We start from the raw sequence: 21,572 nt of genomic DNA on the forward strand, positions 1-21,572 counted from the left end.
GATGATGTTTCGGGCTTTTATTCGCGCATCGATCAAACGAAAAGCCGCGCGATACTCGCATCGCGCGGCTTTTTCTTTGCTGTCTATCTATGGTTGCTTGGCGCTATTGCCAGCGAGATCACTTCGTCAGCAGCGTCATCTGCTTCGATGTTTCCGTGGCGATTGTCGTAAATGCCTTGAAGAGATCCGCAGCGCTTTGGGGCGTAAAGTAGTCGGAGGCTGAAGTAGCGCAATACTTCAGCAAGGCCTGGCCATTCTCCGGTGCCATGAAGGCAATCGTGTACACGTGGATGCCGTTGCTGCGCGCCTTGTCGCATTGTGCTTTGGTATCCGTGTCCGCATTTGTCACGTTGTTTTCTCCGTCGGTCATGAATACGATGTACATGGTCGGGTTCAGGACGCCGCTCTTGTCCTTATGTTGGAGCTGCTCATATGTCAGTCCTGACGTCGGGGACGATTTCGTCAATGCGTCGACAGCGGCCGTAAACGCGGGGGCCGAATTCGTGGAGCCGCTCGAAGTCAGATTGTTGACATACGTCGTGATGCCGCTCGTACCCCAAGCCAGGGCCGTAGGTGTCTGAGCGACATTGTTATAGGAGTCCGCGCCTGTTCGAACGTACATCATGTTCGGGTCGGCACTGTTTAGCTGTGCAGCCAGATTGGACGTGGCAATCTTCAGCGATTCCATTTTGGTGTAGTAATTCGTCTTGGTGCCGGTGCACGTACTCCACACCTGTCGGCCGTTCGCATTCGTCTTCAAGCAGCTATAGGTATATGTCGTGGTCGGCTGCTGGGTATTGACCGTGTCCGTGGCTTCATCCATGGATCCGGAGCGGTCCAGAACAAAATACATCGACAGCGCATTCTGCTGGGTTTCGGTAGTCTTTCCGCTGGTTGACGTGCTGGACGCAGAAATGTTCAGGGAACTCTGCCCCGTCAGGCGGGTCATGCTGTTCACGGACATCGAATAGGATGCATTTACAACGACCGTGTAACCCGAATTCCCGGAGGAGTCGGTCGTTTTTGTTACCGTCGTGCTGGTGCCCGCTTTCAGTGAATTCGTAGCATCCGTATCACCGGCGAGATAGTTCGACATTTGGCCGAGAACAAAATTGTTGGCGAGATCCTTGGCGGTCGTGGTGGTCGCACTGCCGTCCGCAAGCGCGGTTGCCGTAGCGAGCGCGGCGGCGTCCGTTGATTCCTGAAGCTGGCTGCGTGTCAGCGACATGTTCGTGACATCGACTGCTACACCTCCCGTCACAGCCAGCACGGGCACGGCAATCGCCGTTAGGATGCCAAAATTTCCGGCTCGATCACGTAGAAGTTGTTTAAATGCCCAAAGTATATCGGAGCCGGCAATCATCATGTCCGCCTATTGGAAAGAGTTAGATTCTCAAGAACGGCGTGACTATCAATTACAAATATGAGTTGAAGGTTTAAGCGGTCAGTTGATTTTTAACAAACTACATAATCTGGCGCGATTTGCTTCAAATTTTTACTACTTTAAGTATATTCTATTTTAGTGGAACGACATCTACCGCCTGAACGGCTTTCTGATTGCCGTAGCTCTTCAGTACGCCGATAACGGGGGCAACGTCCGAATAATCGCGACCATAGGCAACGACGATGTGATCCGTGCCGGCGGGAATATTGTTGGTCGGATCGAGCTCGATCCAGCCTGCCGTCTCACCGCACCAGACGCGCACCCAGGCGTGCATGGCGTCGGCGCCTTCCAGTCTTTCCTTGCCGGGCGGCGGAATGGTGCGCAAGAAGCCGCTGACATAGCCGGCAGGGATACCGAGGCTGCGGAGCGCGATGATCATCACATGGGAAAAATCCTGGCAGACCCCGCGCTTGAGGCGAAATGCCTCCTTGGGGGTGGTATCGACCGTTGTCGCCTTGGGATCGTAGGTGAAGTCCTTGTGGATCTGCGCGCAGACCGCATGCGCAATCTGCAGTGTCGTCAGTTTGGTCGATTTCCATTGCCTGGCGTAATCGGTGATTTCGCCCGTCTCCGGCAGGCGCGGGCTGCTGCCGAGGAAATGGTGGGGTGAAGACGGGTCGATCGACCAGCAGTCTTCGATCTCTTCCGGCAACTTGGCCAGCAGCGGCGAGAAGTCGGCCCCGACGGGCTGGCTTTCCACCTGAACGCGCGCCTGCATGCGGATGTCGAGCCTTTCATGCGGATCGCGAACCAGGATCGAGGTCGCCGGATGCTGGAAGAAATCCGTGAAGTTGGATTGCTCGTCCGGACCCGGGGTTATCTTTACCGAGCCGGCGATCAGCCTCTGCCGATTGGGCAGTGAGAGCGGCATGACGCGCAATATATGCCGCGCGCCGCTTGCCGGCACGTCGTAGATGTAGCCCATGTGAAGCGAGAGATCGTAGAGCATTACGTCATCCGAGATAGGTGCGTGCCAGCAGGTCGGACAGCCGCTCCAGTTCGCGCGCCAGCTGCTGGTAGACTTCGACCGTCATCGCTTCGGGCGTCATGACAGCCAACCCTGAATGCAGGCGCATGGCCTCGCGGAAGAAAGGCGACATCTGGCCGTTGACGTAAGCGTTCGGGAGCTGTTCGACCTCGCGGTGGATCTCGTTCATCTGGAAGAGAATCGAGCGCGGGTTGAGCGGATCGAGTGCGAGCAGGTCCGTCACTGTCAGCCGAGCGGTATTGACGTTGTAGCGGCGACGATGGGTCATGACGCTGTCGCCGATTTCAAGCAGCATGTCGAGCGCGCCGTCGGGCGCATCGGGGCCGGACATATGGCCGAGCAGCCGTGTCATGTGCAGGCCGCGCTCGATATAGCGGCCGAGCGACAGGAAGCGCCAGCCGGTGAAGCGGTACATGTTTTCGTGCACGAGACCGGCAAAGCCCGCGAGCTTGCGTAGCAGGATCGTCATGGCATGGCTGGCATCGTCGCCAGGTTTCACCCCTTCCTTGAAGCGGCGTGCCGTCTTGGCGAGATCGTTCAGCGCCAGCCAGCCGTCGGGAGAGAAGCGATCGCGAATATTGCTTGCCGAATAGACGGCGCTGTCGATGTTGCGCAGCAGGGTTTCCGGCACCGCCTGCTTGGTATCGATGTCGATGGCGGCAAGATAGGCGCTGACATCGGCAAGCAGCGGCTGGTTGGGATCGGCCGCCTCGGCAAAACGGCCATGCCAGGCGCGCAGGATGCGCAACGCCCCTTCAGCGCGCTCGATATAGCGGCCGAGCCAGAAAAGGTTGTCGGCCGCCCGGCTCGGCAGGCTGCCCGGCATGTTGCGGGTGAAAGTTTCTTCGGCCGGCAGAAGCGTGTGCGCCTCGACGGGCTTGTCGGAGACGATCCAGACATCGGCCGCCGAGCCGCCCGCCTGCATGGCGATCGCCGCGACATCGTCGCCGCTGCCGATGCGGGCAAAGCCGCCCGGCATGATCTGCCAGCCGTTTTCCGTGCGGGCCGCGAAGACACGCAGGCTCATCGGTCGCGGCGTCAGCCTGCCGTTGACCCAGGCCGGCGTCGTCGAAAGTGTCACGACCTCCTGGCCAACCAATTTTTGACCTTCGGTTGCCAGCCAATCCGCAATCGAATCGCGGGCAGTGCTGCGCAGTGTCGAGCCCAGCACCGACTGGCCGTTGTCATCGAAGAAGGGCATGCAGGAATAGGCCGGGCCGATGACCATCTTCTCGATGTTGGCGGCGACATGCTCGCGCTCGGCCTTCTGGCCGCACCACCAAGTGGCGATCGACGGCAGCTTCAATTCCTCACCACGCAGATGCCGACAGATGGTCGGCATGAAGGCGAGAAGGGCGCGCGTCTCGAGAATGCCGGAGCCGAGCGCATTGACGATGGTCACCGTCTGCGCCCGCAGAGCCTCGACCATGCCCGGCGTGCCGATATGGGAATGCTGGTTGAGTTCCAATGGATCGGCATAGGAGGCATCGAGGCGGCGCCAGAGGACACTGATCGGTCGCAGCCCCGCGACGGTGCGCACCATCAGCTGATCGTTGACGACCGTGATATCCTCGCCCTCCAGCAGCATGAAGCCGAGATAGCGGGCGATATAGGCGTGCTCGTAATAGGTCTCGTTGGCAGGCCCCGGCGTCAGGACGGCGACACGTCCTTCGGCTCCGCGCTTGCCGCCAAGAAGCGCATCGCGAAAGGCACCGAAGAAGGAGGCAAGACGATGGACCTTGGTTTCGGCATAGATATCGGAAAAGGCACGGGTGGTAGCGACACGAGTTTCGAGAGCGAAGCCGGCGCCGGATGGCGCCTGTGCGCGGTCGGCCAGTACCCACCAGTTGCCATCAGGACCGCGGCCGACCTCGAAAGCCAGGAAATGCAGATAATGGCCGCTTGCAGGCTTCACGCCGACAAGCGGACGCAGGAATTCCGGATTGGCGGCAATCAAGGCTGGCGGCAGCAGCCCTTCGCTCACCAGCCGGCTGTCACCATAGATATCGGCGATGATCGATTCCAAGAGATCGGCGCGCTGTTGCAAGCCTTCGGAGAGCGCCTGCCATTCGCGCTCGTCGATGAGCACTGGGATATGGGAGATCGGCCAGTTGCGTTCGCTGACGCCCGCCGTTCCATAGGCGCGATAGAAGACGCCGGCGTCGCGCAAATAGCGGTCGGCGCGGGCGAAGCGCTCGGTCAATCCCTCTTCCGTCATACGCGTCAGCGCCGAGAGGAAGTTTTGCCAGACTGGGCGGACCGCGCCGGTATTGTCGACCATTTCGTCGGCCACACCGGGCAGGGGACGATAGGCAAAGGCCGGCGCCTTGGCAGTGCCGGTCTTTGCCTCATCCCGCCGTTCCGTCGCCGGTTTTCTACCCATGCTCAGTTCCGTCTCAAATTCCTGCCGGACGCCTGAGGTCGAGCGTCAGCGGGAATTCCACCGATGCAGTCTCCGGTCTTACGGCATAGCCACCTGCTGTATGCCCCCAAGGCTCGAAACGCGCAAGACGTCGCGCTTCCGCCTCATTGCCATTGACGGGGAAGGTGTCGTAGTTGCGGCCGCCCGGATGGGCAACATGGTAGATGCAGCCGCCGATCGAGCGGCGCGACCATGTATCGTAGATATCGAAGGTCAGCGGCGTATCGATGGGCAAAACCGGGTGCAAGCCTGAGGCTGGATGCCATGCCTTGTAACGCACGCCGGCGACCGAGACGCCTGCCATTCCCGTCGGCGTCAGCGGTACAGGACGGCCATTGCAGGTTACCGTATAGCGGGAGGGATTGGCGGTTTCGAACCGCACCTGCAGACGCTCGACCGACGAATCGACATAGCGCACGGTGCCGCCGATCGCGCCTTCTTCGCCGAGCACATGCCAGGGCTCCAGTGCCTGACGCAGTTCCAGCTTGCTGCCCTCGTATTCGACTTCGCCGCAGAAGGGGAAACGGAATTCGAGTTGCGCCTGGAACCATTCCGGTCTGAGGTCGAAACCGTTTTCGCGCAGATCGGCGAGGACGTCGAGGAAATCCTGCCAGATATAATGCGGCAGCATGAAGCGATCATGCAGCGTCGTGCCCCAGCGCACGAACCTTCCGTCGATGGGATTGCGCCAGAAGCGGGCGATCAGCGCGCGCACCAGCAATTGCTGGGCAAGGCTCATGCGGGCATTGGGCGGCATTTCGAAGCCGCGGAATTCGACTAGGCCGAGGCGTCCCGTCGGTCCATCAGGCGAAAACAGTTTGTCGATGCAGATTTCCGAGCGGTGCGTGTTGCCGGTGACGTCGGTGAGAAGATTGCGGAAAAGGCGATCGACCAGCCAGGGAAGCGGCTGGATGCCGCGACCGGGCGCCGGCACCTGCGCCAGCGCGATTTCCAATTCGTAGAGACTGTCGTGACGGGCCTCGTCGATACGCGGCGCCTGGCTGGTCGGGCCGATGAACATGCCGGAGAAGAGGTAGGAGAGCGAGGGATGGCGCTGCCAGTGCAGCACCAGGCTCTTCAACAGGTCGGGACGGCGCAGGAAGGGGCTATCCATGGTATTGCGGCCACCCACAACGACATGGTTGCCGCCGCCGGTGCCGGTGTGGCGGCCGTCGATCATGAACTTGTCGGTGCCGAGCCGGCTGGCGCGTGCCTCCTCGTAAACCGCCGTGGTGATATCGACGGCTTCCTTCCAGCTCGATGCCGGATGGATGTTGACTTCGATAACGCCGGGATCGGGCGCAACGCGGATGACGTTGATGCGCTCATCCTGCGGCGGCGGATAGCCCTCGATGTGAACCGGCAGGTTCAGGGCTGCGGCTGCCCGTTCGGCTGAGGCAACGAGATCGAGGTAATCCTCTACGCTGACCGTCGGTGGCATGAAGATGCAGAGGCGCCCGTCGCGCGGCTCGACGCTGATGGCGGTGCGCACATAGCCCCCGATCTCATCGAGGGATTGCGGCATGATCGGCTGCTGGCCGGTGAAAGGCTGGAAATGGGCAGCCTGCAGCGGCCGGCCCTTGTCTTCATTGTAATCCGGCAGCGCTTCGCGCGGGATCGTCGGGTCCATCGGGTTGATGTAGGGATATTGCGATGCCGGTATCCAGCCAAGCGAGTTCAGCGGCAGGCGATAGCCGACCGGGCTGTCGCCCGGCGTCAGGAAGATGCGGCCGCGGCGCGTACGCCATTTCTCGCTCGTCCAGCGGCGGCCGCTGGCGCGCGCATTCCATGCCTGTATGGGAAGGACATAGCCCGTGGGCCGCGTCAGTCCACGTTCGAAGACGCGGGCCATGCGTGAACGCTGTTCCGGATCCTTCAGTTTCGAATTGGATGGATCGACATTTTCGGGCAGGTTCGCTTCCTTGACCAGCCATTCGGCGGGGTCCTCGAACGCAGGGGCAACATAGTCCGGCTCTATGTCGAGTTCGCCGGCAATGGCCGTCAGCAGTCGGCCGGCATCGTCTTCGGTGACGCTGTAGTTGCGGCCCTCATTGGCAATTAGATCCGGGTTCGACCAGATTGGCCGGCCGTCGCGCCGCCAGTAGAGCGAGAAGGTCCAGCGCGGCAGGCTTTCGCCGGGATACCACTTGCCCTGGCCATAATGCAGGAAGCCGTTCGGCGCGAAGCGCTCCCGCAGGCGCCGGATCAGCGTATCGGCTTTCTCACGCTTGGTCGGGCCGACGGCGGCTGTGTTCCATTCGTCGGACTGGAAATCGTCGATCGACACGAAGGTCGGCTCGCCGCCCATGGTCAGGCGTACGTCGTCTTCCTTCAGGATCGCGTCGACCTCTTCACCAAGCGCATTCAATGCGTCCCAGCTTTCGTCCGAGAAGGGCTTGGTGATGCGCGGATGCTCGGCGACGCGGGCGACCTTCATGTCGAAATCGAATTCGGTCTTGGCTTCGCCGAAATAGCCGCCCGAGATCGGCGCGGCATTGCGGTAATGCGGCGTGGCGGCCAGCGGAATATGGCTCTCGCCCGTCAGAAGGCCCGAGGTCGGATCGAGGCCCACCCAGCCGGCGCCGGGAAGATAGACTTCCGCCCAGGCATGCAGGTCGGTGAAATCGACTTCGGTACCGGAAGGGCCGTCGAGCGCCTTCAGGTCCGGCGTGAGCTGGATGAGGTAGCCAGAGACGAAGCGGGCGGCGAGGCCGAGGTGGCGCAGCACCTGCACCAGTAGCCAGCTCGTATCGCGACAGGAGCCTTTCGCCTTTTCCAATGTTTCCTCAGGCGTCTGGACGCCGGCTTCCATGCGGATGACATAGCCGATTTCCTGCTGCAGGCGCGTATTAAGGCCGACGACCATGTCGACGGTCTTTTGCTCTGAGCGGTCGAGCGTGGCGAGGAAGGCTTTCAGCCGGGGACCGGGTTCTTCCGGCTTCATGTAGATCGACAGATCCTCGCGTATTGTCTCGGGATAGTCGAAGGGCCATTTGGTGGCTTCCTCTTCGACGAAGAAGTCGAAGGGATTGTAGACTGTCATGTCAGCGATGAGATCGACCTCGATCTTCAGCTCGGTGACCGGATCGGGAAAGACGAAGCGGGCGAGATAGTTGCCGTATGGGTCTTGCTGCAGATTGACGAAATGGTTTGACGGCGTGACTTTCAGCGAATGGCTGAGCACGCGCGTCTTGGAATGCGAGGCGGGTTTCAGGCGGATGATCTGGGGGCCGAGGCGGACCGGATTGTCGTATTTGTAATGGGTGAGATGATAGATGCTCGCCTTGATCGCCATATGTCTCTTCGCCTAGCCCGCATCATTGTGCGGTGATTGCTGTTCCCTTGGAGCAGTGTGTGCAATGCAGCGAAAGAAAGCAAGGTGTCTCCCGGCGCTTCGGAAAGTCCTACCATGTAACCCCAAAACAAAAACGGCGAGCTTTTGCCCGCCGTTCTGAAATCTTGATCTGTTTGCCTGCGCTCAGCTTCTGCCGAACTCGTCGACAAGGCGGATGATATCGTCTTCGCCGAGATAAGAGCCGGTCTGCACTTCGATGAGCTCCAGCAGGATCTTGCCCGGGTTGGCCAGGCGATGCACTTCGCCGAGCGGGATATAGATCGATTCGTTTTCGCGGAGCATCTGCACGTTCTCGCCGACCGTCACTTCGGCCGTGCCCTTGACGACGATCCAATGCTCGGAGCGATGGTGATGCTTCTGCAGCGACAGCTTCTTGCCCGGCAGCACGAAGATGCGCTTCACCTGGAAGCGCTCACCGTTCAGCACGGAGGTATAGCCGCCCCAGGGGCGGTAAGAGGTGGGGTGCGTTTCGGTGAGCTTCGCGGTCTTTTTCTCGCTCGCCAGCAGCTTGACGAGCTTGCCGACTTCCTGGCTATCCTTGAGGTGGCCGACATAGACGGCGTCTTCGCTGGCGATGACGGCGACGTCCTCAAGGCCCTGCACCGCAACGTGCAGGCTATGCGACATGACGAGCGAATTCTTGGTGTTGACCAGCGTCGTGGCGCCCGCCGACACGTTGCCGCTTTCGTCGCGGCTGCCGACTTTCCAGACCGCATCCCAGCTGCCGAGATCGGACCAGGTGAAGGGCGAGGGAACGACGGCGGCGTTAGCCGTCTTTTCCATCAGAGCGTAGTCGATGGAGATGTCCGGGCTCTTGGAGAAATTGTCGGCGTCGAGGCGGGTAAAATCGAGATCGCGCGTCGATTTCGAGACGGCCTTGCTGGCAGCCTTTTCGACGTCGGGCGCAAATTCCCTGATCTCGGCGAGAAGCTGGGAGGCCGAGAACATGAACATGCCGGAGTTCCAGTAGAATTGACCACTGGCAACCATCTCCTGAGCCTTGTCCAAGGCAGGCTTCTCGACAAAACGCTTGACGGCATGGGCGCCGGTCGAGAGCGCCTTGCCGGTTTCGATATAACCATAGCCGGTCGCCGGTTCCGTCGGCTTGATGCCGAAGGTGACGAGCTTGCCCTGCAGTGCCGTGTCGCGGGCCAGGCGCACGCAATCATAATAGATAGTGTTGGCATCGATCTCGTAATCGGAGCCGAGGACATGCATGATCGCGTCCTTGCCGAAGAGCTCGGTAACGAGCGCAGCGGCGGCGGCAACGGCAGCGGCAGTATTGCGGGCGATGGGCTCCAGCAGCACGGCGGCCAGTTTCAGGTCGAGTTCGCGGGCCTGCTCTGCGACGAGGAAACGGAATTCCTCATTGGTCAGGACGATCGGCGCTTCATAGAGCTCGGGATCGGCCACCCGCTCCAAAGTGTTCTGGAACAGCGTCTTGTCGCCGATGAATTGGATGAATTGCTTTGGAGCGGAAGCGCGCGACAGCGGCCATAGCCGCGTACCCTTGCCACCTGCCATGATCACCGGAACGATCTTTGCTGCCATACTCTGCCTCTCCTGGACACTTCAAACGAGAGCCGGCATCGAGAGCGCAACCGTTGCGCTTTCCGCCGTGCTCCTTCGACAACGTCAATCGCCATTGCGATATTTTTTGGCAAAACGCTAGCGCTAATATGCCAGTAGCGTAAACATTCGGCGATCTTAGCGCGGAAATCCCGATGAAAGTCCGCTGCACGCGCCTTTCCGAAAGGGGGGAGAGGCAGAATCGATAAGTACGATTCTGCCCTCAGGATCCGCCATAGGCCAGCGAGGCTATGGTGATGATCGTCATTATGTCGGAGATCAAGCTTCCGCCCTGTCGTGCTCTTCATCGTGCACTGGCGTATGGTCGAGACCATTGCGCCTGTTGTACCGGATCGAGGACCAGAGCGAGATGCCGATCAGGGCCGCGCCGCCAAGGCCGGTGATGACTTCCGGGATATGCGTCAGCGTCTGCACGTACATGATCACCGAGAGGATCAGTATGGCGTAGAAGGCGCCATGTTCGAGGTAGCGATAGTGGGCGAGCGTGCCTTTTTCCACCAGCATGATCGTCATGGAGCGGACGTACATGGCGCCGATGCCGAGGCCGATCGCGATGATGAAGAGGTTCTGGGTAAGAGCGAAGGCGCCGATGACGCCGTCGAAGGAGAAGCTGGCGTCGAGGATTTCGAGATAGAGGAAAGCGCCGAATCCACCCTTTGCCGCCGCGCTCATCGTTCTTTGCGAGGCATCCAGAAAGCCGGCCAGAACCTCCACGAGCAGGAAGGTGAGGAGGCCGTAGATCGAGGCGTGCAGGAAGGTCGTGGCGTCGTCACCGTCAAGCACGGAGGTGAAGATGAGGACCATGATCAGCACGAAGGCGATCTCCACGCCCTTGACGGTGGCGAAATGCGCCATCCGCTTCTCGATGAAGCTGATCCAGTGCACGTCCTTTTCGTGATTGAAGAAATAGGTCAGGCCCACCATCATCAGGAAGGTGCCGCCGAAGGCGGCGATCGGCAGATGTGCCGCCTGCATGATCTCTGCATATTGCTCAGGTCTGGTGGCGGCGAGTTGCAACGCTTCCCATGGATTGATCCAGGCGGCGATGGCGACGATCGCCAGCGGAAAGATGATCCGCATGCCGAAGACGGCGATGATGATGCCCCAGGTCAGAAACCGATGTTGCCAGATCGGCGTCATCTCTTTGAGCTTGTTGGCATTGACAATGGCATTGTCGAAGGAAAGCGAGATTTCCAGCACAGCCAGGACGGCACAGATGAAGAAGGCTGTAGCGAGGCCGCTGAAAGTGCCGGTGGTGTTCCAACCCAATAGCGCACCAAGAGCAAGGCCGCCGACGGTTACGGCAAAAGCCCAGCTGAAATAGCCAAGGACGGATTTTGAGGCTGCGGGCGATTTCATGTGCGCGCCTCGCCGCAAAGGGAGTGAATCTGTCCGGATTGCGCGCATAGCCGCATACCGAAGACGGCATGCGGGTCAGGCATGGTCAAGCTGATCATGGAAACGAAGTCCGCCGGCTCATCTGCAGGCGGTACCGACATCGCGAGAGCGCCGTGAAAACTCTCGCCAGAGGGGCCCGGCACCAAAGTTCAATCCGTCGCCGATGTCAGGGAGGCGCGGAGATGCTTCATAGTTAGTGAAGTTGCGATGCAGGTCAAGAGTTGAAATCGTGGCGACAGCAACTGCCCTTGATAATTGAGAATTCGAGGAACCAAACAGGGAGGGCCGCGTTTGCCCTTCAAGCGGCCTTGTGCCGCCCCGCCGCTTCAAAACCTCAGGCGGATCATTATCCCGACAACAGCGACAGACAGGAGAAGCTCCGATGAGCCCGACACCCATCCACCCCAAGTCGCAAACGCAAAAACCGGAACTGACGGAACGACAGAAAAAGGCACGGCCGAATACGCTACGCCAAGCTCAGGTCCTGCCGCCGCATCAGGTGGATCTTACCCTGCATCCCGTCACCCACGAGGATGTGCACGTTCCTGCACACGTCAACGGCGCAGACCTGTCGCGCGAGGCGCCGGCCGATGCCAATCATGGTCGGAAGCAAAAGACCACGCCGCGGCATTAATTCGAGTGTTGGAGCTCGGACGGTGGCAGCGCGGCGAATGACCGCTACTTGTGTCGAGGCGTCTTGCCGTCGGAAGTAAAACTGCCGTTGAAGCTCATCTCGGTCGATTTTGCCGAGCATTCGATGGCGATCGGCTTGCCGGCATAGGGATTGGCGAAGGTGCAAGTGCCCCTGGCTTCGACCTGGCCCGATATCTTGCCGCCGGCACCGGTCGAGATGACGTCGATCGGCAATTGCGCCGTCCCCTTCTGGCTGCCTGCCTTGATGCCCTTGCCGTTGCCTTGGAAGCCGAGCATCTTGCCGCCGGACGTGAAGATGAAGGTCACGGATCCATCGGGGCCGGTGACGCTGGCGATTTCGGCCTTGCATCCCTTGGAGGCATCGAGCTTGCCGACCACGAGCTTGGAGCATTTTCCACTAACGACGGTGACGCCTTTCGATGGGAAATCATCCACTGCGCCGGCCGAGGTTGCGGCCAAGATGGTCAATCCAAAAGCAATGCCTGCGAATCTCATAAGTGGGGCTCCTTTCAAGCCCCAGCAAATTCGCCGATCCAAATGTGGCAGTCAACCCGAAGCGGGGCGCAAACCCGAAACCCGCTGAAATCGCTCGGATTCACACTGGGCGCTTCAGCGTTTGACGTCACACATCTCGCTATTGCAAGGCCATCCGCGGTCCCTGCGCGAAGTGCGTTAATGTTGCTGCGCCGATTCCGGAACGAGCGAGCCGATCAACTGTAGCAGGGCATTCTGGCGATTGCCGCCACCGGCCAGGAATTCATAAAGGGTCATGCTCTTCTCGCTGCCGCCGTCGACGACATAATCCGCCTGACGGATGACGTAGACCTCGCCGCTTTCGGTGTCGCGGGCGAGGTGAAACATATATTCATCGCCGTTGGGCTTGTGGTTCTTGTAGAACTGCCGCTTCACCACCGTCATCTCGTCCTCCCGTATGATCGATGCGCTGATATGACAGTAGGATGACGGCGCGGCCGGAAGTCAAGCGGCTTGTGGCGGGAACTTGTGTCGCAGGCTCCGTTCAACTCGCAATCGCAGCGAACAGCAGCATGTGATTGGCTATCTTTCAAAAGACTACTATTCTCGACCTGCGCTCGAATTTTTCGGGACGCGACTAGTTGGAGATCGAAGCACATGAGAATGATGTTAGCGCTGGGAGCGATTTTGAGCCTGGCATGCGTCTCTGCCGGTGAGGCGCCTTCGAATTACCAGACCTACTATGGCGGCATTCGCGCCGACAGCGATCCAGTGGTGCTGGCAAGATATGACAGGGCTCTCAATCATTGCGAGCCCGAAGCCTATTCCTGGCGGCGTGGATCGCCGGATGCGAACAGCACACTCTACTGGCTGGCTCTCAGGGATTGCCTCTACCGCCAGGGCTTCGTCGATCGTGGCGTCTATGCCTACCCGACGACGGCGGTGCTGCGGCATATTCTGGATCGCTGACGGTCGACAAACGGCCGCGGCCTGGCGAAACACTTTGCCCATGCAAAACTTCCGCGACATGCGCAGATGTAGCCAAACGACAGGAAATGAAAAAGGCCTTTCGATTTCTCGAAAGGCCTTGCTTTTCAGCGAATTAGGATGGTGGGCGTGACAAGGATCGAACTTGTGACCCCTACGATGTCAACGTAGTGCTCTCCCGCTGAGCTACACGCCCATCCGATGGCGGCGCATAGATCACAAAACCTTGGTCGCCGTCAATAGGCTTTTTTTCGGTTTTGTGACTGGGCCGCCGAAAGCCTTACGCAGCAAGGAGTTTGTTGACCTCGTCGACCAGCTCGCGGAGGTGGAAAGGCTTGGAAAGGACCTTGGCATCCTTCGGCGCCTTCGAATCGGGGTTCAAAGCGACGGCGGCAAAGCCGGTGATGAACATCACCTTCAGGTCGGGATCGAGCTCGGTGGCGCGCCGCGCCAGCTCGATGCCGTCCATCTCGGGCATAACGATGTCAGTCAAAAGCAGCGAGAACGGCTCTTCGCGCAGCCGATCGTAAGCGCTGGCTCCATTGTCAAAGGACAAGACCTTGTAGCCGGCTTTTTCGAGTGCCTTCACGAGAAAGCGACGCATGTCGTTGTCGTCTTCGGCAAGAAGTATCTTCTGGGTCATCATCTCTATCGCTAATCAACTTTGTCTTGTTGGACTCGTCCAGCGTTTAGGGTACCGCGACGCCGTAAACAAGCCGTGAATGGTCAGCCAAAACGCGCCATTCCAGCATTTGTTCGAAGCATAGGTAGATTCCACGAAAACGTCCTGCGTTTTCGCTAATCGGGCTTCCGAGATTCCGAATACGGTGTTTTGGATTAAGGCCATTTCGCTCAAGTTACTATGGACTTGCGGTCATGCAACTGGCAACATGATTACTGCGACAAGTTGTTGACATGGTAAAGACGTTGATGTCCGCAGAAATGCGCAGTTTCGAGATTTTCGAGGTATTGGAGCCAGCCTCCCAGACGATACCGTTTGTCTACAGCTCGCCTCATAGTGGTCGCATCTATCCCCCCGATTTCGTCGCCCAGTCCCGCCTGCAGGGCATCGCCATCCGCCGCTCCGAGGATCATTATGTCGACGAGCTTTTTTCGGCGGCAAGCTCTCTCGGTGCGCCGCTGCTGTTTGCCAATTTTCCGCGCGCCTATATCGACGTGAATCGCGAGCCCTATGAGCTTGATCCGCGCATGTTCGACGGTGCACTACCATCCTATGCGAACATCAATTCGCTGCGGGTCGCCGGCGGTCTTGGCACGATCCCGCGAATCGTCGCCGAGAACATGGAGATCTATGCGCGCCGCGTCCCGGTAGAAGATGCGCTGAAGCGCATCGACACGATCTACAAGCCTTACCACGCCACGCTGCGGCGACTGATCGCGCGCACCCATGTCAAATTCGGCTTCGGCGTGCTGGTCGATTGTCATTCCATGCCGGGCAATATCCGTATCGCCGGCAGCAACATGCGGCCGGATTTCATCCTCGGCGATCGCTACGGCACCAGCGCCTCCGCCGAGCTTTCGCGCGCGGCCATGCAGATTCTCGAGGAGCTCGGCTTCAACGCTGTGCGCAACAAGCCTTATGCAGGCGGCTTCATCACCGAACATTACGGCCGCCCATCCCGCGGGCTGCATGCCCTGCAAATCGAGGTCAATCGCTCTCTCTATGTCGACGAGACAACGCTCGAGAAGCGTCCGGATTTCGACAAGGTCGCCGCCGCCATCACGCTCTTCATGAAGCGCATGGCGGAGCATGTGGAATCCTATACGGGCGATCCGGCGCTGGCGGCGGAGTGACCGTTTGTCGTCATTGAGTTTGCCGAATTGACGCGCGGCCAGGCAAAATCTCTTTATGGGCGACGTCGGAATTCGAAGCTGCCGATAGGCTGTGCGTAGTGGGTGGGCGATGCATCGGACTATCACTGTCACCTACACGGAAGAAATGGTACGCGATGCCGTGACGGCCTTTGTCTGGCGGCGGCTGATTGTCAATCAGCGCCTCTGGGTCGCTGAAATTGCAATAATCCTGCTTTTTCTTTGGCAGCTTTGGAGTGATGGTACCGGATGGCTGACCGGCGTCTTCGGCAGCCTCGTTCTTCTCTGCCCGGCTATGATTATCGTCTTATGGATCGCGCATTACCGCAATACGGTTGGAAAGTTCCGCAAAATGTCGACACGACAGGCGGTGTTTGCTTTTCATGATGATGGATTTGACGTGGCGTCCGAGTTGGGGGCGGCCAACGTTCCCTGGTCCACCGTTACCGAAATCTGGCAGCGGCCGACCTATTGGATGATATTTACAGCCATCAACCAGTTCATGACGCTGCCCACTCAGACGGCAGACAGCAATGATCTCGATTTTGTGAAATCGAAGGTGCCTTCCACAGTACCGTAGTGAATGCGGATTCCCTTGCAAAATAGGTCGGCCAGGCAAAAAAGAACCGCGCTCGTGGCGCGGCTAAGTCTAGGGAGGAAACACCCAAGGAGGGTATTTACAGTCGGAAGACTGCATGAGGATATTGCTGCTGCGCTGCACAAATGTCAAGCACTTTATTGCAGTGCAAAATATTTAGGCAAACTTAAAAATCCTGCCTGATCCGCGGGCATTGCGCCTAGTGCGTCATCATCCGGTTTGCTTCACGACTTATATGCGTTATGACATCGCCATCCCGTCACTTATCCGGATTCACCATGCTTCCCGATCGCTCGTTCTTCTATCGTCTGGCCGAAGCGGCCAAGGCCGAAACCCTGCCGCGCTTTCGTGCCGGCATCGATGTGGTCAACAAGGAAGCCAAGGGCTTTGATCCCGTGACGGAAGGGGACCGTGCGGCCGAACAGGCGATTCGCGCATTGATCGAAGCCGAATTTCCGGAACATGGCATTCTCGGCGAGGAGCATGGCAATGTCGGGCTCGATCGAGAGCATGTCTGGGTCATTGATCCGATCGACGGCACGCGCGCCTTCATCTCAGGCGTCCCGGTCTGGGGAACACTGATCGGCCTGCAGAAGAACGGCCGCGCCGTCATGGGCCTGATCGACCAGCCCTTTACCGGCGAGCGCTATTTTGCCGATAGCAATGGTGCTACCTATTCCGGTCCTGATGGTGAAAGGCGGCTGCAGGTCCGCGATTGCGGCAGCCTCTCGAATGCCATCCTCTTCACCACCTCGCCGCATCTCTTCGTCGGCGACGAGCTTGCCAAATATCGCGAGATCGAAAGCCAGGTCCGGCTCTTCCGCTACGGCTGCGATTGCTATGCCTATGCGCTGCTAGCGGCCGGCCATATCGATCTCGTCATCGAGAATTCGCTGAAGCCCTATGATGTCGGCGGCATCATTCCAGTCATCGAGCAGGCCGGCGGCATTATGACCACCTGGGAAGGCGGCCGGTCGGAAATGGGCGGAACAATCATCGCGGCCGGCAGCCGAGCCGTTTACGAGCAGGCTTTGGCCGTCCTGTCCCGCTGAGAATCAAGCTTGCGCTTCGATCTCATAGGCATTGCTCTCGGCGTCGCTGCCAGGGATGAAGGCGTGGATCGCGGCAAGTGCCTGGTTGCGATAGATATCCCGTTCCTGCAGGATTTCATGCTTGGCGCCGTGAATTGGAACGAGCTGTGCGGCGCGGAAATAGCGCGACAGCCGCTCCTGATCGGCATAGGGCACCACGCCGTCGCGCGTCGGCGCGATCAAGACAGTGGGGACCTGAATTGAAAACAGGTGTTCGGGCCTGTTGACCAGTTCGATCGCCCGCAGGGCCTGCGACAGCCATCGTGCCGTCGGCGGCCCGAGACAAAGCTGCGGGTAGGTGGTGCCGATGCCGATGTTGCGGCGGTAGCGCTGCTCGTCCGTCGTTAACGGGTTTTCAGCAAATGGCCTTTCCTTGAACTTCTTGCTGAACTGCATCCGGCCTAGGCCGACACCGCTGACCGCGCTAGACAGAAAGCGGATAAAACCAGGGGAGGCGCCATGGCCGGTCAAGCCGATGAAGGGAGCCGACAGCACCATGCGCTCGACGCGGCTTGCAAGCCTCGGCGCTGCTGAGAGCGCAATCAGTGCGCCCGTCGAATGAGCGAGGAGAAAGAAAGGCAGGCGCGTATCCGGCAGGACGATCTTGTCGAGGAAGGCGGTCAAATCCCGCTCGTAATCGGAAAAATGGCGGATATGGCCGCGCAAAGGGTCCTTCAGCAGCCGCTCGGATCCACCCTGGCCGCGCAGGTCGAAGGTTGCGACCCACAGACCCTTGGCTGTGAGGTCGCGGATCGTCTCGAAATATTTTTCGATGAACTCGTTGCGGCCCTGCAGCAGAACAACGGTTCCCTTGGCAACCGGCTGCTCGCAGCGGAAGACGGCATAGCGCAGCTTGCGGCCGTCAAAACTTTCGAAGAAGCCTTCGGTGCGGTTTTCCGGCACCGGATTATCTGCTGTGGAATAGAGGACCGAATCCATGACGGTGTCGCGCCTCGCTGACCAATGGCTCATCCCAAGGGGATAGCGCAGCCTCGTGGAATTGCAACAGGTTTGTTAGCGGTTCCGGCAATAGAATTCCGCGCTTCTCAAGACGATACTCTTCCATCGGCGATTCCGATGACGCTATCGTTTTTCTCCGTTTCATCTTCTTGCGCAGCTTTGCGAATGTTCGGCCGTGGTCATCACCTGCTGGAATGGAAGATATGGCAATCACTGAAATTGCAGATTCAAGAATTCTTATTGTCGGCGGCAGCTCCGGAATGGGGTTGGCGCTGGCGCACCGCGCGCTCGCAGCCGGGGCCGAGGTCATCATCGCTGGACGGAACGCGCATAAGCTCAAGCGCGCTTGCACGGAACTTCAAAGCCCATTGGTTTCCATTGAGACGGCCGATGTCGCGCAAGAAAGCCAAGTGGCCGATCTGTTTGAGCGCATCGGGCGGCTGGACCATATCGTAAGCACTGCCGCCGATATCGAGGGCGCTTATGAGTTGCTGCCTTCATTGGACCTCAGGGCTGCGCAGAGGGTCGTGGACAGTAAATTCTACGGTCCGCTGCTGCTTGCGAAATATGGGTCGCCCTTACTCTCTGCCGCTGGCTCCATCACGTTCACGTCAGGCATTGCTGCTTATCGCCCGGCTGCACGAGGGTCGGTGGTCGCTGCCGTCAATGCTGGTCTGGAAGGGCTGGTTCGCGCACTCGCCGTCGAGTTGGCGCCCATTCGTGTGAACGCCGTTTCACCTGGCTGGGTCGATACGCCCATCTGGACGTTCGTTGCCGGTGATCGGAAAGAGGAAGCATTGGGCGCGATGGCAAAGCGGCTGTTAGTCGGACGAGTGGGACAACCGGAAGACATCGCCGATGCTATCAGCTTCCTGATGGGTAACGCCTTCACAACAGGGACGATACTGCATGTCGAGGGCGGGCATCGGCTGATCTAGTGGACGCAAAGCCGGCGCTTGCGAAAGCCAGGAACAGCTTCAAAGCCGGCGGCTGAACACGCCTGCGCCGCCAGATCATCACAAGCGAGGCTGTCCGCATTGGCCCCGGCCAGGGCATTTCGTCGATTTCGCCACGATGGAGTGCGTCGGCGACGGCAAACCGAGGAACAAGGCTCGAGCCCGTACCGGCTGCCACGAGCCGCGCAATGGTGCCGATGCTGCCGACTTCGGCGGCGAGCTTCGGTGCTGCCGTCCCTGCTGCCTCGAATGCCTTGTCGAACAGGTGCCGGTAGATGCAGCCGTCTTCGGTTGCTACGAAGTTCATCGAAGCGAGTGCCGCCAGATCGCTCGTCTTTGATGACGCCTCCGGTGCGGAAGGGGTGATGAGGATCAGCGGCTCCGTCGATATCACTCGCTTTGCGAGGCGTTCATCGACCTCGCCCCTGTCAAAGCAGAAGGCGACGTCGATCTCACCGGCTTCAAGCTTGCGCAATAGATCGCCGCTGCCCGCGATCGTAACACGCAGATCGATATCGTGATGATCGCGCCGAAGGGTCGGCAGCCATTGCGGAAGCTTCATGGAGGCAATGGTCTCTAGCGCGCCGATCGTCACCTTGCCAGCCGCAGCTGCGGAGACTGCTTCAACGGCAGCGCGCGCCTCGTAGGCGATTGCCAGTAATTCCTCGGCATAGGGTTTCAGTGCCTCGCCAGCTGCCGTCAGCTCCAGGCCCGATCTCGACCGGATAAAAAGCGCAGTGCCCAATTCAGCCTCGAGCGACTGGATCTGATCGCTTACGCTCGATTGCGCGAGATGGACCTCTTCGGCTGCACGGGTGAAATTCCGGTTCCGCGCGACCGCCAGGAATGTCTTGAGTAATCGGGGGTGCATCGAGCCGTGCCGAACCAATGTGAAGGCGCCCTCGAATAAGGAGACGGCGCTCAATACTCGTCAGGCTGCCATATCCGTTATATCGACGTCAATGCACCACGGGATGGCAGTCGGTATCCGCAGTTTATTGTGCTCTCGGAAAGTCCTGCTGCATGAAGCCGATCGCGTCAAGCCTTCGGTGTCGCGCCGCGCCGCTCCAGCGCGGTCTGGCGGATGATCTCGGCGATCTCGGGGCTGCTGCTCGATAGCATCTGGAAATCCGACGCATAGAGCGACAGCAGCGAGACTTCGGTCGCGGCGCTGACGGTTGCCGAGCGGGGTTCGCCGGTGATCAGCGCCATCTCGCCGAAGAAGCTGCCGGAACCAAGTTCCACTGGATTCGGCGTGGCGACGCTGACGCGGCCCTCGACGATGAAATACATCTGGTCGCCGGCTTCGCCCTTGCGGCAGATGATGCCACCGGCCGGCACGACGCGAGGTCTCAGTGCCCGTACGATCTCGATGAGAGCACCCGAACCGAGCTTCTGAAACAGCGGAACTCCGGCAACCAGCTGCCAGTTGCGCACGAAGTCCTGGCGGCGAACCTCTTCGTAGAAGCCGGTGGCAAGAATACCGGCCCATAAGGCAAAGATGCCGATTCCGCACATCATGACCAGTCCGGCAAGGGTGCGACCGGCGAAACTTTGCGGGATTTCGTCACCATACCCCGTGGTCGACAGCGTCGTTACGGCCCACCACATTGCGAGGGGGATACTGCCGAACTTGTCAGGCTGGACGTCACGTTCGATGATGTAAGCCGCAAGTGCTGCGGCAAACAAAACGATGACAAAGATCGAGGTGACGCCGATCAGGTTGCGCGCTTCCTTGGTCAGAACCCTGCCAAGCAGCCGGAAGAAGATCGAGCCGCGCAGCGGCTTCAAAAGCCAGATGGCGCAATAGAGGCTTTGATCGCGCCCTCGGATGAGAAAAAAGGCAACCAGAGGGACCAGAACGGCCAGCATGTCGACGGCGATTTCCGGGATCCTGCCGCGCACGTCCCTTGCGCGATGTATGACCAGCGTTTCGATCAATTGCAGAACATAGATGGCCCAGACGCCAGCAAGCACGACTTCCAGGATGAGCCTGGTTTGTCCGACGATATCGGGCGTCGTAAGCACCGCCACCGTCAGCAGACCGATTGCAGCCAGAAGCGTATTCAGCGATGAGGAAATCTTCGAGAAAGAAAGCGCCGACATTATATCCCCCGGGCAATACCCTGGGGGCAGCCACTCGCCCGAGAATAGGATGGCTTAGATCCAAACGTAAAGAGCGCAGGGACGTGCTGTCTCCTCTATGCCTATAATCCGGCAATCTGTGCCTTGCGCTGCTATCGCTGGCCGACCTCAAGCGGAAAGCCCTTGAAGGGCTTGATTTCCTTCAGCGCGAATGTGGTCTGCATCTCCTTGATGCGCGGCAGGCGGCGCACCACCGCCATGGCGAAGTCGGCATAGCTGTCGAGATCTGCGGCTACGACCTGCAGCAGGAAATCCGCATCCCCGGCGATGCTGTAGCAGGCCACGACCTCGTTGAGTTTCAGCACGTCGCGCGAGAATTCCTCGGCTTCCGCCTCGCTATGGCCGTCGATCTTCACCCTAATGAAGGCAAGGACGCCGAGGCCGATCTGGCGCCTGTCGAGGGTGGCCGTATAACCCTGGATCACGCCCGTTTCTTCCAGCTGGCGCACGCGCCGCCAGCATGGCGACGTCGAGAGCCCGACTTCGGAGGAAAGCGCCTGATTCGTTAGGCGTCCGTCCTTCTGAAGGGCGCCGAGAATCTTCAAATCAATGGGCTCAAGAGAATTGGGCATATCCAACCGTATATCCGCAGAAACGAGGTAGATACTACCAAATAATAAAATTGTGCGGCAATAAAAGGTAAGATTACCCCCCGATGCTAGGGATATCCTGCGGTC

19 protein-coding genes and 1 tRNA gene are annotated in these 21,572 nt (G+C 59.4%); 6 read left to right on the top strand and 14 right to left on the bottom strand.

Annotated elements, in window-relative coordinates:
• Positions 1-118: 118 nt before the first annotated feature.
• The 6 genes from GDN47_RS00890 to GDN47_RS00915 form a co-directional block, all read right to left on the bottom strand.
• Complete coding sequence (locus GDN47_RS00890) at positions 119-1,366, bottom strand: vWA domain-containing protein (RefSeq protein ID WP_233789742.1); 1,248 nt, start codon at positions 1,364-1,366, stop codon at positions 119-121.
• Positions 1,367-1,514: 148 nt separating this feature from the next.
• On the bottom strand, positions 1,515-2,393 hold the full coding sequence (locus GDN47_RS00895; protein ID WP_113330511.1) for a transglutaminase family protein: 879 nt from the start codon (positions 2,391-2,393) through the stop codon (positions 1,515-1,517).
• A 4-nt stretch (positions 2,394-2,397) separates the two neighbouring features.
• On the bottom strand, positions 2,398-4,815 hold the full coding sequence (locus tag GDN47_RS00900) for a circularly permuted type 2 ATP-grasp protein (RefSeq protein WP_113354984.1): 2,418 nt from the start codon (positions 4,813-4,815) through the stop codon (positions 2,398-2,400).
• 13 nt (positions 4,816-4,828) lie between these two features.
• Positions 4,829-8,149 carry a transglutaminase family protein gene (locus GDN47_RS00905; protein WP_152092513.1) on the bottom strand — a complete coding sequence of 1,107 codons (3,321 nt, stop codon included), beginning with the start codon at positions 8,147-8,149 and terminating at the stop codon, positions 4,829-4,831.
• 183 nt (positions 8,150-8,332) lie between these two features.
• On the bottom strand, positions 8,333-9,760 hold the full coding sequence (locus GDN47_RS00910) for a mannose-1-phosphate guanylyltransferase/mannose-6-phosphate isomerase (RefSeq protein ID WP_152092514.1): 1,428 nt from the start codon (positions 9,758-9,760) through the stop codon (positions 8,333-8,335).
• A 297-nt stretch (positions 9,761-10,057) separates the two neighbouring features.
• Entirely contained in the window at positions 10,058-11,158 is a 1,101-nt protein-coding gene (locus tag GDN47_RS00915; protein ID WP_152092515.1) for a DUF475 domain-containing protein, read from the bottom strand.
• Positions 11,159-11,579: 421 nt separating this feature from the next.
• Between GDN47_RS00915 and GDN47_RS00920 the strand changes: the two genes are divergently transcribed.
• Positions 11,580-11,831, top strand: a complete 252-nt coding sequence (locus GDN47_RS00920; protein WP_113330506.1) for a hypothetical protein — start codon at positions 11,580-11,582, stop codon at positions 11,829-11,831.
• 44 nt (positions 11,832-11,875) lie between these two features.
• Here GDN47_RS00920 and GDN47_RS00925 read toward each other — a convergent pair whose 3' ends face one another.
• Positions 11,876-12,346 carry a hypothetical protein gene (locus GDN47_RS00925; protein ID WP_113330505.1) on the bottom strand — a complete coding sequence of 157 codons (471 nt, stop codon included), beginning with the start codon at positions 12,344-12,346 and terminating at the stop codon, positions 11,876-11,878.
• A gap of 177 nt (positions 12,347-12,523) precedes the next feature.
• Positions 12,524-12,769: a hypothetical protein gene (locus GDN47_RS00930; protein ID WP_069613279.1), complete on the bottom strand. Its 246-nt coding sequence runs from the start codon at positions 12,767-12,769 to the stop codon at positions 12,524-12,526.
• A gap of 213 nt (positions 12,770-12,982) precedes the next feature.
• On the opposite strand from GDN47_RS00930, the gene GDN47_RS00935 reads away from it, so the two are divergent.
• Positions 12,983-13,294 (top strand): hypothetical protein, encoded by a 312-nt coding sequence (locus GDN47_RS00935; RefSeq protein ID WP_113389199.1) that lies wholly within the window; start codon positions 12,983-12,985, stop codon positions 13,292-13,294.
• Positions 13,295-13,433: 139 nt separating this feature from the next.
• Here GDN47_RS00935 and GDN47_RS00940 read toward each other — a convergent pair.
• Both GDN47_RS00940 and cpdR1 read right to left on the bottom strand, forming a co-directional pair.
• Positions 13,434-13,508: transfer RNA gene (locus GDN47_RS00940), tRNA-Val, on the bottom strand.
• 84 nt (positions 13,509-13,592) lie between these two features.
• A complete protein-coding gene (gene cpdR1, locus GDN47_RS00945) occupies positions 13,593-13,955 on the bottom strand; it encodes a response regulator CpdR1 (RefSeq protein ID WP_004117561.1) in 363 nt (120 codons plus the stop codon).
• 287 nt (positions 13,956-14,242) lie between these two features.
• Here cpdR1 and GDN47_RS00950 point away from each other — a divergent pair, with 287 nt between their 5' ends.
• The 3 genes from GDN47_RS00950 to hisN all read left to right on the top strand — a co-directional run bounded on the left by GDN47_RS00950 (position 14,243) and on the right by hisN (position 16,795).
• Positions 14,243-15,127: an N-formylglutamate amidohydrolase gene (locus tag GDN47_RS00950; RefSeq protein WP_069613332.1), complete on the top strand. Its 885-nt coding sequence runs from the start codon at positions 14,243-14,245 to the stop codon at positions 15,125-15,127.
• 145 nt (positions 15,128-15,272) lie between these two features.
• A complete protein-coding gene (locus GDN47_RS00955; protein WP_152092516.1) occupies positions 15,273-15,725 on the top strand; it encodes a YcxB family protein in 453 nt (150 codons plus the stop codon).
• A 296-nt stretch (positions 15,726-16,021) separates the two neighbouring features.
• On the top strand, positions 16,022-16,795 hold the full coding sequence (hisN, locus tag GDN47_RS00960) for a histidinol-phosphatase (RefSeq protein WP_152092517.1): 774 nt from the start codon (positions 16,022-16,024) through the stop codon (positions 16,793-16,795).
• Between the two features lie 3 nt (positions 16,796-16,798).
• Here the strand turns inward: hisN and GDN47_RS00965 are convergent, their stop codons facing one another.
• Complete coding sequence (locus tag GDN47_RS00965) at positions 16,799-17,773, bottom strand: alpha/beta fold hydrolase (RefSeq protein WP_152092518.1); 975 nt, start codon at positions 17,771-17,773, stop codon at positions 16,799-16,801.
• Between the two features lie 224 nt (positions 17,774-17,997).
• On the opposite strand from GDN47_RS00965, the gene GDN47_RS00970 reads away from it, so the two are divergent.
• The gene (locus GDN47_RS00970) at positions 17,998-18,732 is read left to right on the top strand and encodes an SDR family oxidoreductase (RefSeq protein ID WP_152092519.1); all 735 of its coding nucleotides are present in this window, start codon (positions 17,998-18,000) and stop codon (positions 18,730-18,732) included.
• On the opposite strand, the gene GDN47_RS00975 is transcribed toward GDN47_RS00970, so the two are convergent.
• The 3 genes from GDN47_RS00975 to GDN47_RS00985 all read right to left on the bottom strand — a co-directional run bounded on the left by GDN47_RS00975 (position 18,683) and on the right by GDN47_RS00985 (position 21,467).
• Entirely contained in the window at positions 18,683-19,621 is a 939-nt protein-coding gene (locus tag GDN47_RS00975) for a LysR family transcriptional regulator (protein ID WP_152092520.1), read from the bottom strand. The two genes, GDN47_RS00970 and GDN47_RS00975, sit on opposite strands and share 50 nt — an antisense overlap.
• 167 nt (positions 19,622-19,788) lie before the next feature.
• Positions 19,789-20,856: a cyclic nucleotide-gated ion channel gene (locus tag GDN47_RS00980; protein ID WP_152092521.1), complete on the bottom strand. Its 1,068-nt coding sequence runs from the start codon at positions 20,854-20,856 to the stop codon at positions 19,789-19,791.
• A 131-nt stretch (positions 20,857-20,987) separates the two neighbouring features.
• A complete protein-coding gene (locus tag GDN47_RS00985) occupies positions 20,988-21,467 on the bottom strand; it encodes an Lrp/AsnC family transcriptional regulator (RefSeq protein WP_152092522.1) in 480 nt (159 codons plus the stop codon).
• Between the last annotated feature and the right edge of the window lie 105 nt (positions 21,468-21,572).

The sequence above is a fragment of the Martinezella dioscoreae genome (assembly GCF_009176305.1).
In the GTDB taxonomy this organism is placed as follows: Bacteria; Pseudomonadota; Alphaproteobacteria; order Rhizobiales; family Rhizobiaceae; genus Rhizobium; species Rhizobium dioscoreae.

Bases quoted from the DNA above. Each gene is read 5' to 3' on its own strand.
- GDN47_RS00890 (WP_233789742.1), bottom strand. From the start codon at position 1,366: ATGATGATTGCCGGCTCCGATATACTTTGGGCATTTAAACAACTTCTA.
- GDN47_RS00895 (WP_113330511.1), bottom strand. From the start codon at position 2,393: ATGCTCTACGATCTCTCGCTTCACATGGGCTACATCTACGACGTGCCG.
- GDN47_RS00900 (WP_113354984.1), bottom strand. From the start codon at position 4,815: ATGGGTAGAAAACCGGCGACGGAACGGCGGGATGAGGCAAAGACCGGC.
- GDN47_RS00905 (WP_152092513.1), bottom strand. From the start codon at position 8,149: ATGGCGATCAAGGCGAGCATCTATCATCTCACCCATTACAAATACGAC.
- GDN47_RS00910 (WP_152092514.1), bottom strand. From the start codon at position 9,760: ATGGCAGCAAAGATCGTTCCGGTGATCATGGCAGGTGGCAAGGGTACG.
- GDN47_RS00915 (WP_152092515.1), bottom strand. From the start codon at position 11,158: ATGAAATCGCCCGCAGCCTCAAAATCCGTCCTTGGCTATTTCAGCTGG.
- GDN47_RS00920 (WP_113330506.1), top strand. From the start codon at position 11,580: ATGAGCCCGACACCCATCCACCCCAAGTCGCAAACGCAAAAACCGGAA.
- GDN47_RS00925 (WP_113330505.1), bottom strand. From the start codon at position 12,346: ATGAGATTCGCAGGCATTGCTTTTGGATTGACCATCTTGGCCGCAACC.
- GDN47_RS00930 (WP_069613279.1), bottom strand. From the start codon at position 12,769: ATGACGGTGGTGAAGCGGCAGTTCTACAAGAACCACAAGCCCAACGGC.
- GDN47_RS00935 (WP_113389199.1), top strand. From the start codon at position 12,983: ATGAGAATGATGTTAGCGCTGGGAGCGATTTTGAGCCTGGCATGCGTC.
- cpdR1 (WP_004117561.1), bottom strand. From the start codon at position 13,955: ATGACCCAGAAGATACTTCTTGCCGAAGACGACAACGACATGCGTCGC.
- GDN47_RS00950 (WP_069613332.1), top strand. From the start codon at position 14,243: ATGTCCGCAGAAATGCGCAGTTTCGAGATTTTCGAGGTATTGGAGCCA.
- GDN47_RS00955 (WP_152092516.1), top strand. From the start codon at position 15,273: ATGGTACGCGATGCCGTGACGGCCTTTGTCTGGCGGCGGCTGATTGTC.
- hisN (WP_152092517.1), top strand. From the start codon at position 16,022: ATGCTTCCCGATCGCTCGTTCTTCTATCGTCTGGCCGAAGCGGCCAAG.
- GDN47_RS00965 (WP_152092518.1), bottom strand. From the start codon at position 17,773: ATGGATTCGGTCCTCTATTCCACAGCAGATAATCCGGTGCCGGAAAAC.
- GDN47_RS00970 (WP_152092519.1), top strand. From the start codon at position 17,998: ATGGCAATCACTGAAATTGCAGATTCAAGAATTCTTATTGTCGGCGGC.
- GDN47_RS00975 (WP_152092520.1), bottom strand. From the start codon at position 19,621: ATGCACCCCCGATTACTCAAGACATTCCTGGCGGTCGCGCGGAACCGG.
- GDN47_RS00980 (WP_152092521.1), bottom strand. From the start codon at position 20,856: ATGTCGGCGCTTTCTTTCTCGAAGATTTCCTCATCGCTGAATACGCTT.
- GDN47_RS00985 (WP_152092522.1), bottom strand. From the start codon at position 21,467: ATGCCCAATTCTCTTGAGCCCATTGATTTGAAGATTCTCGGCGCCCTT.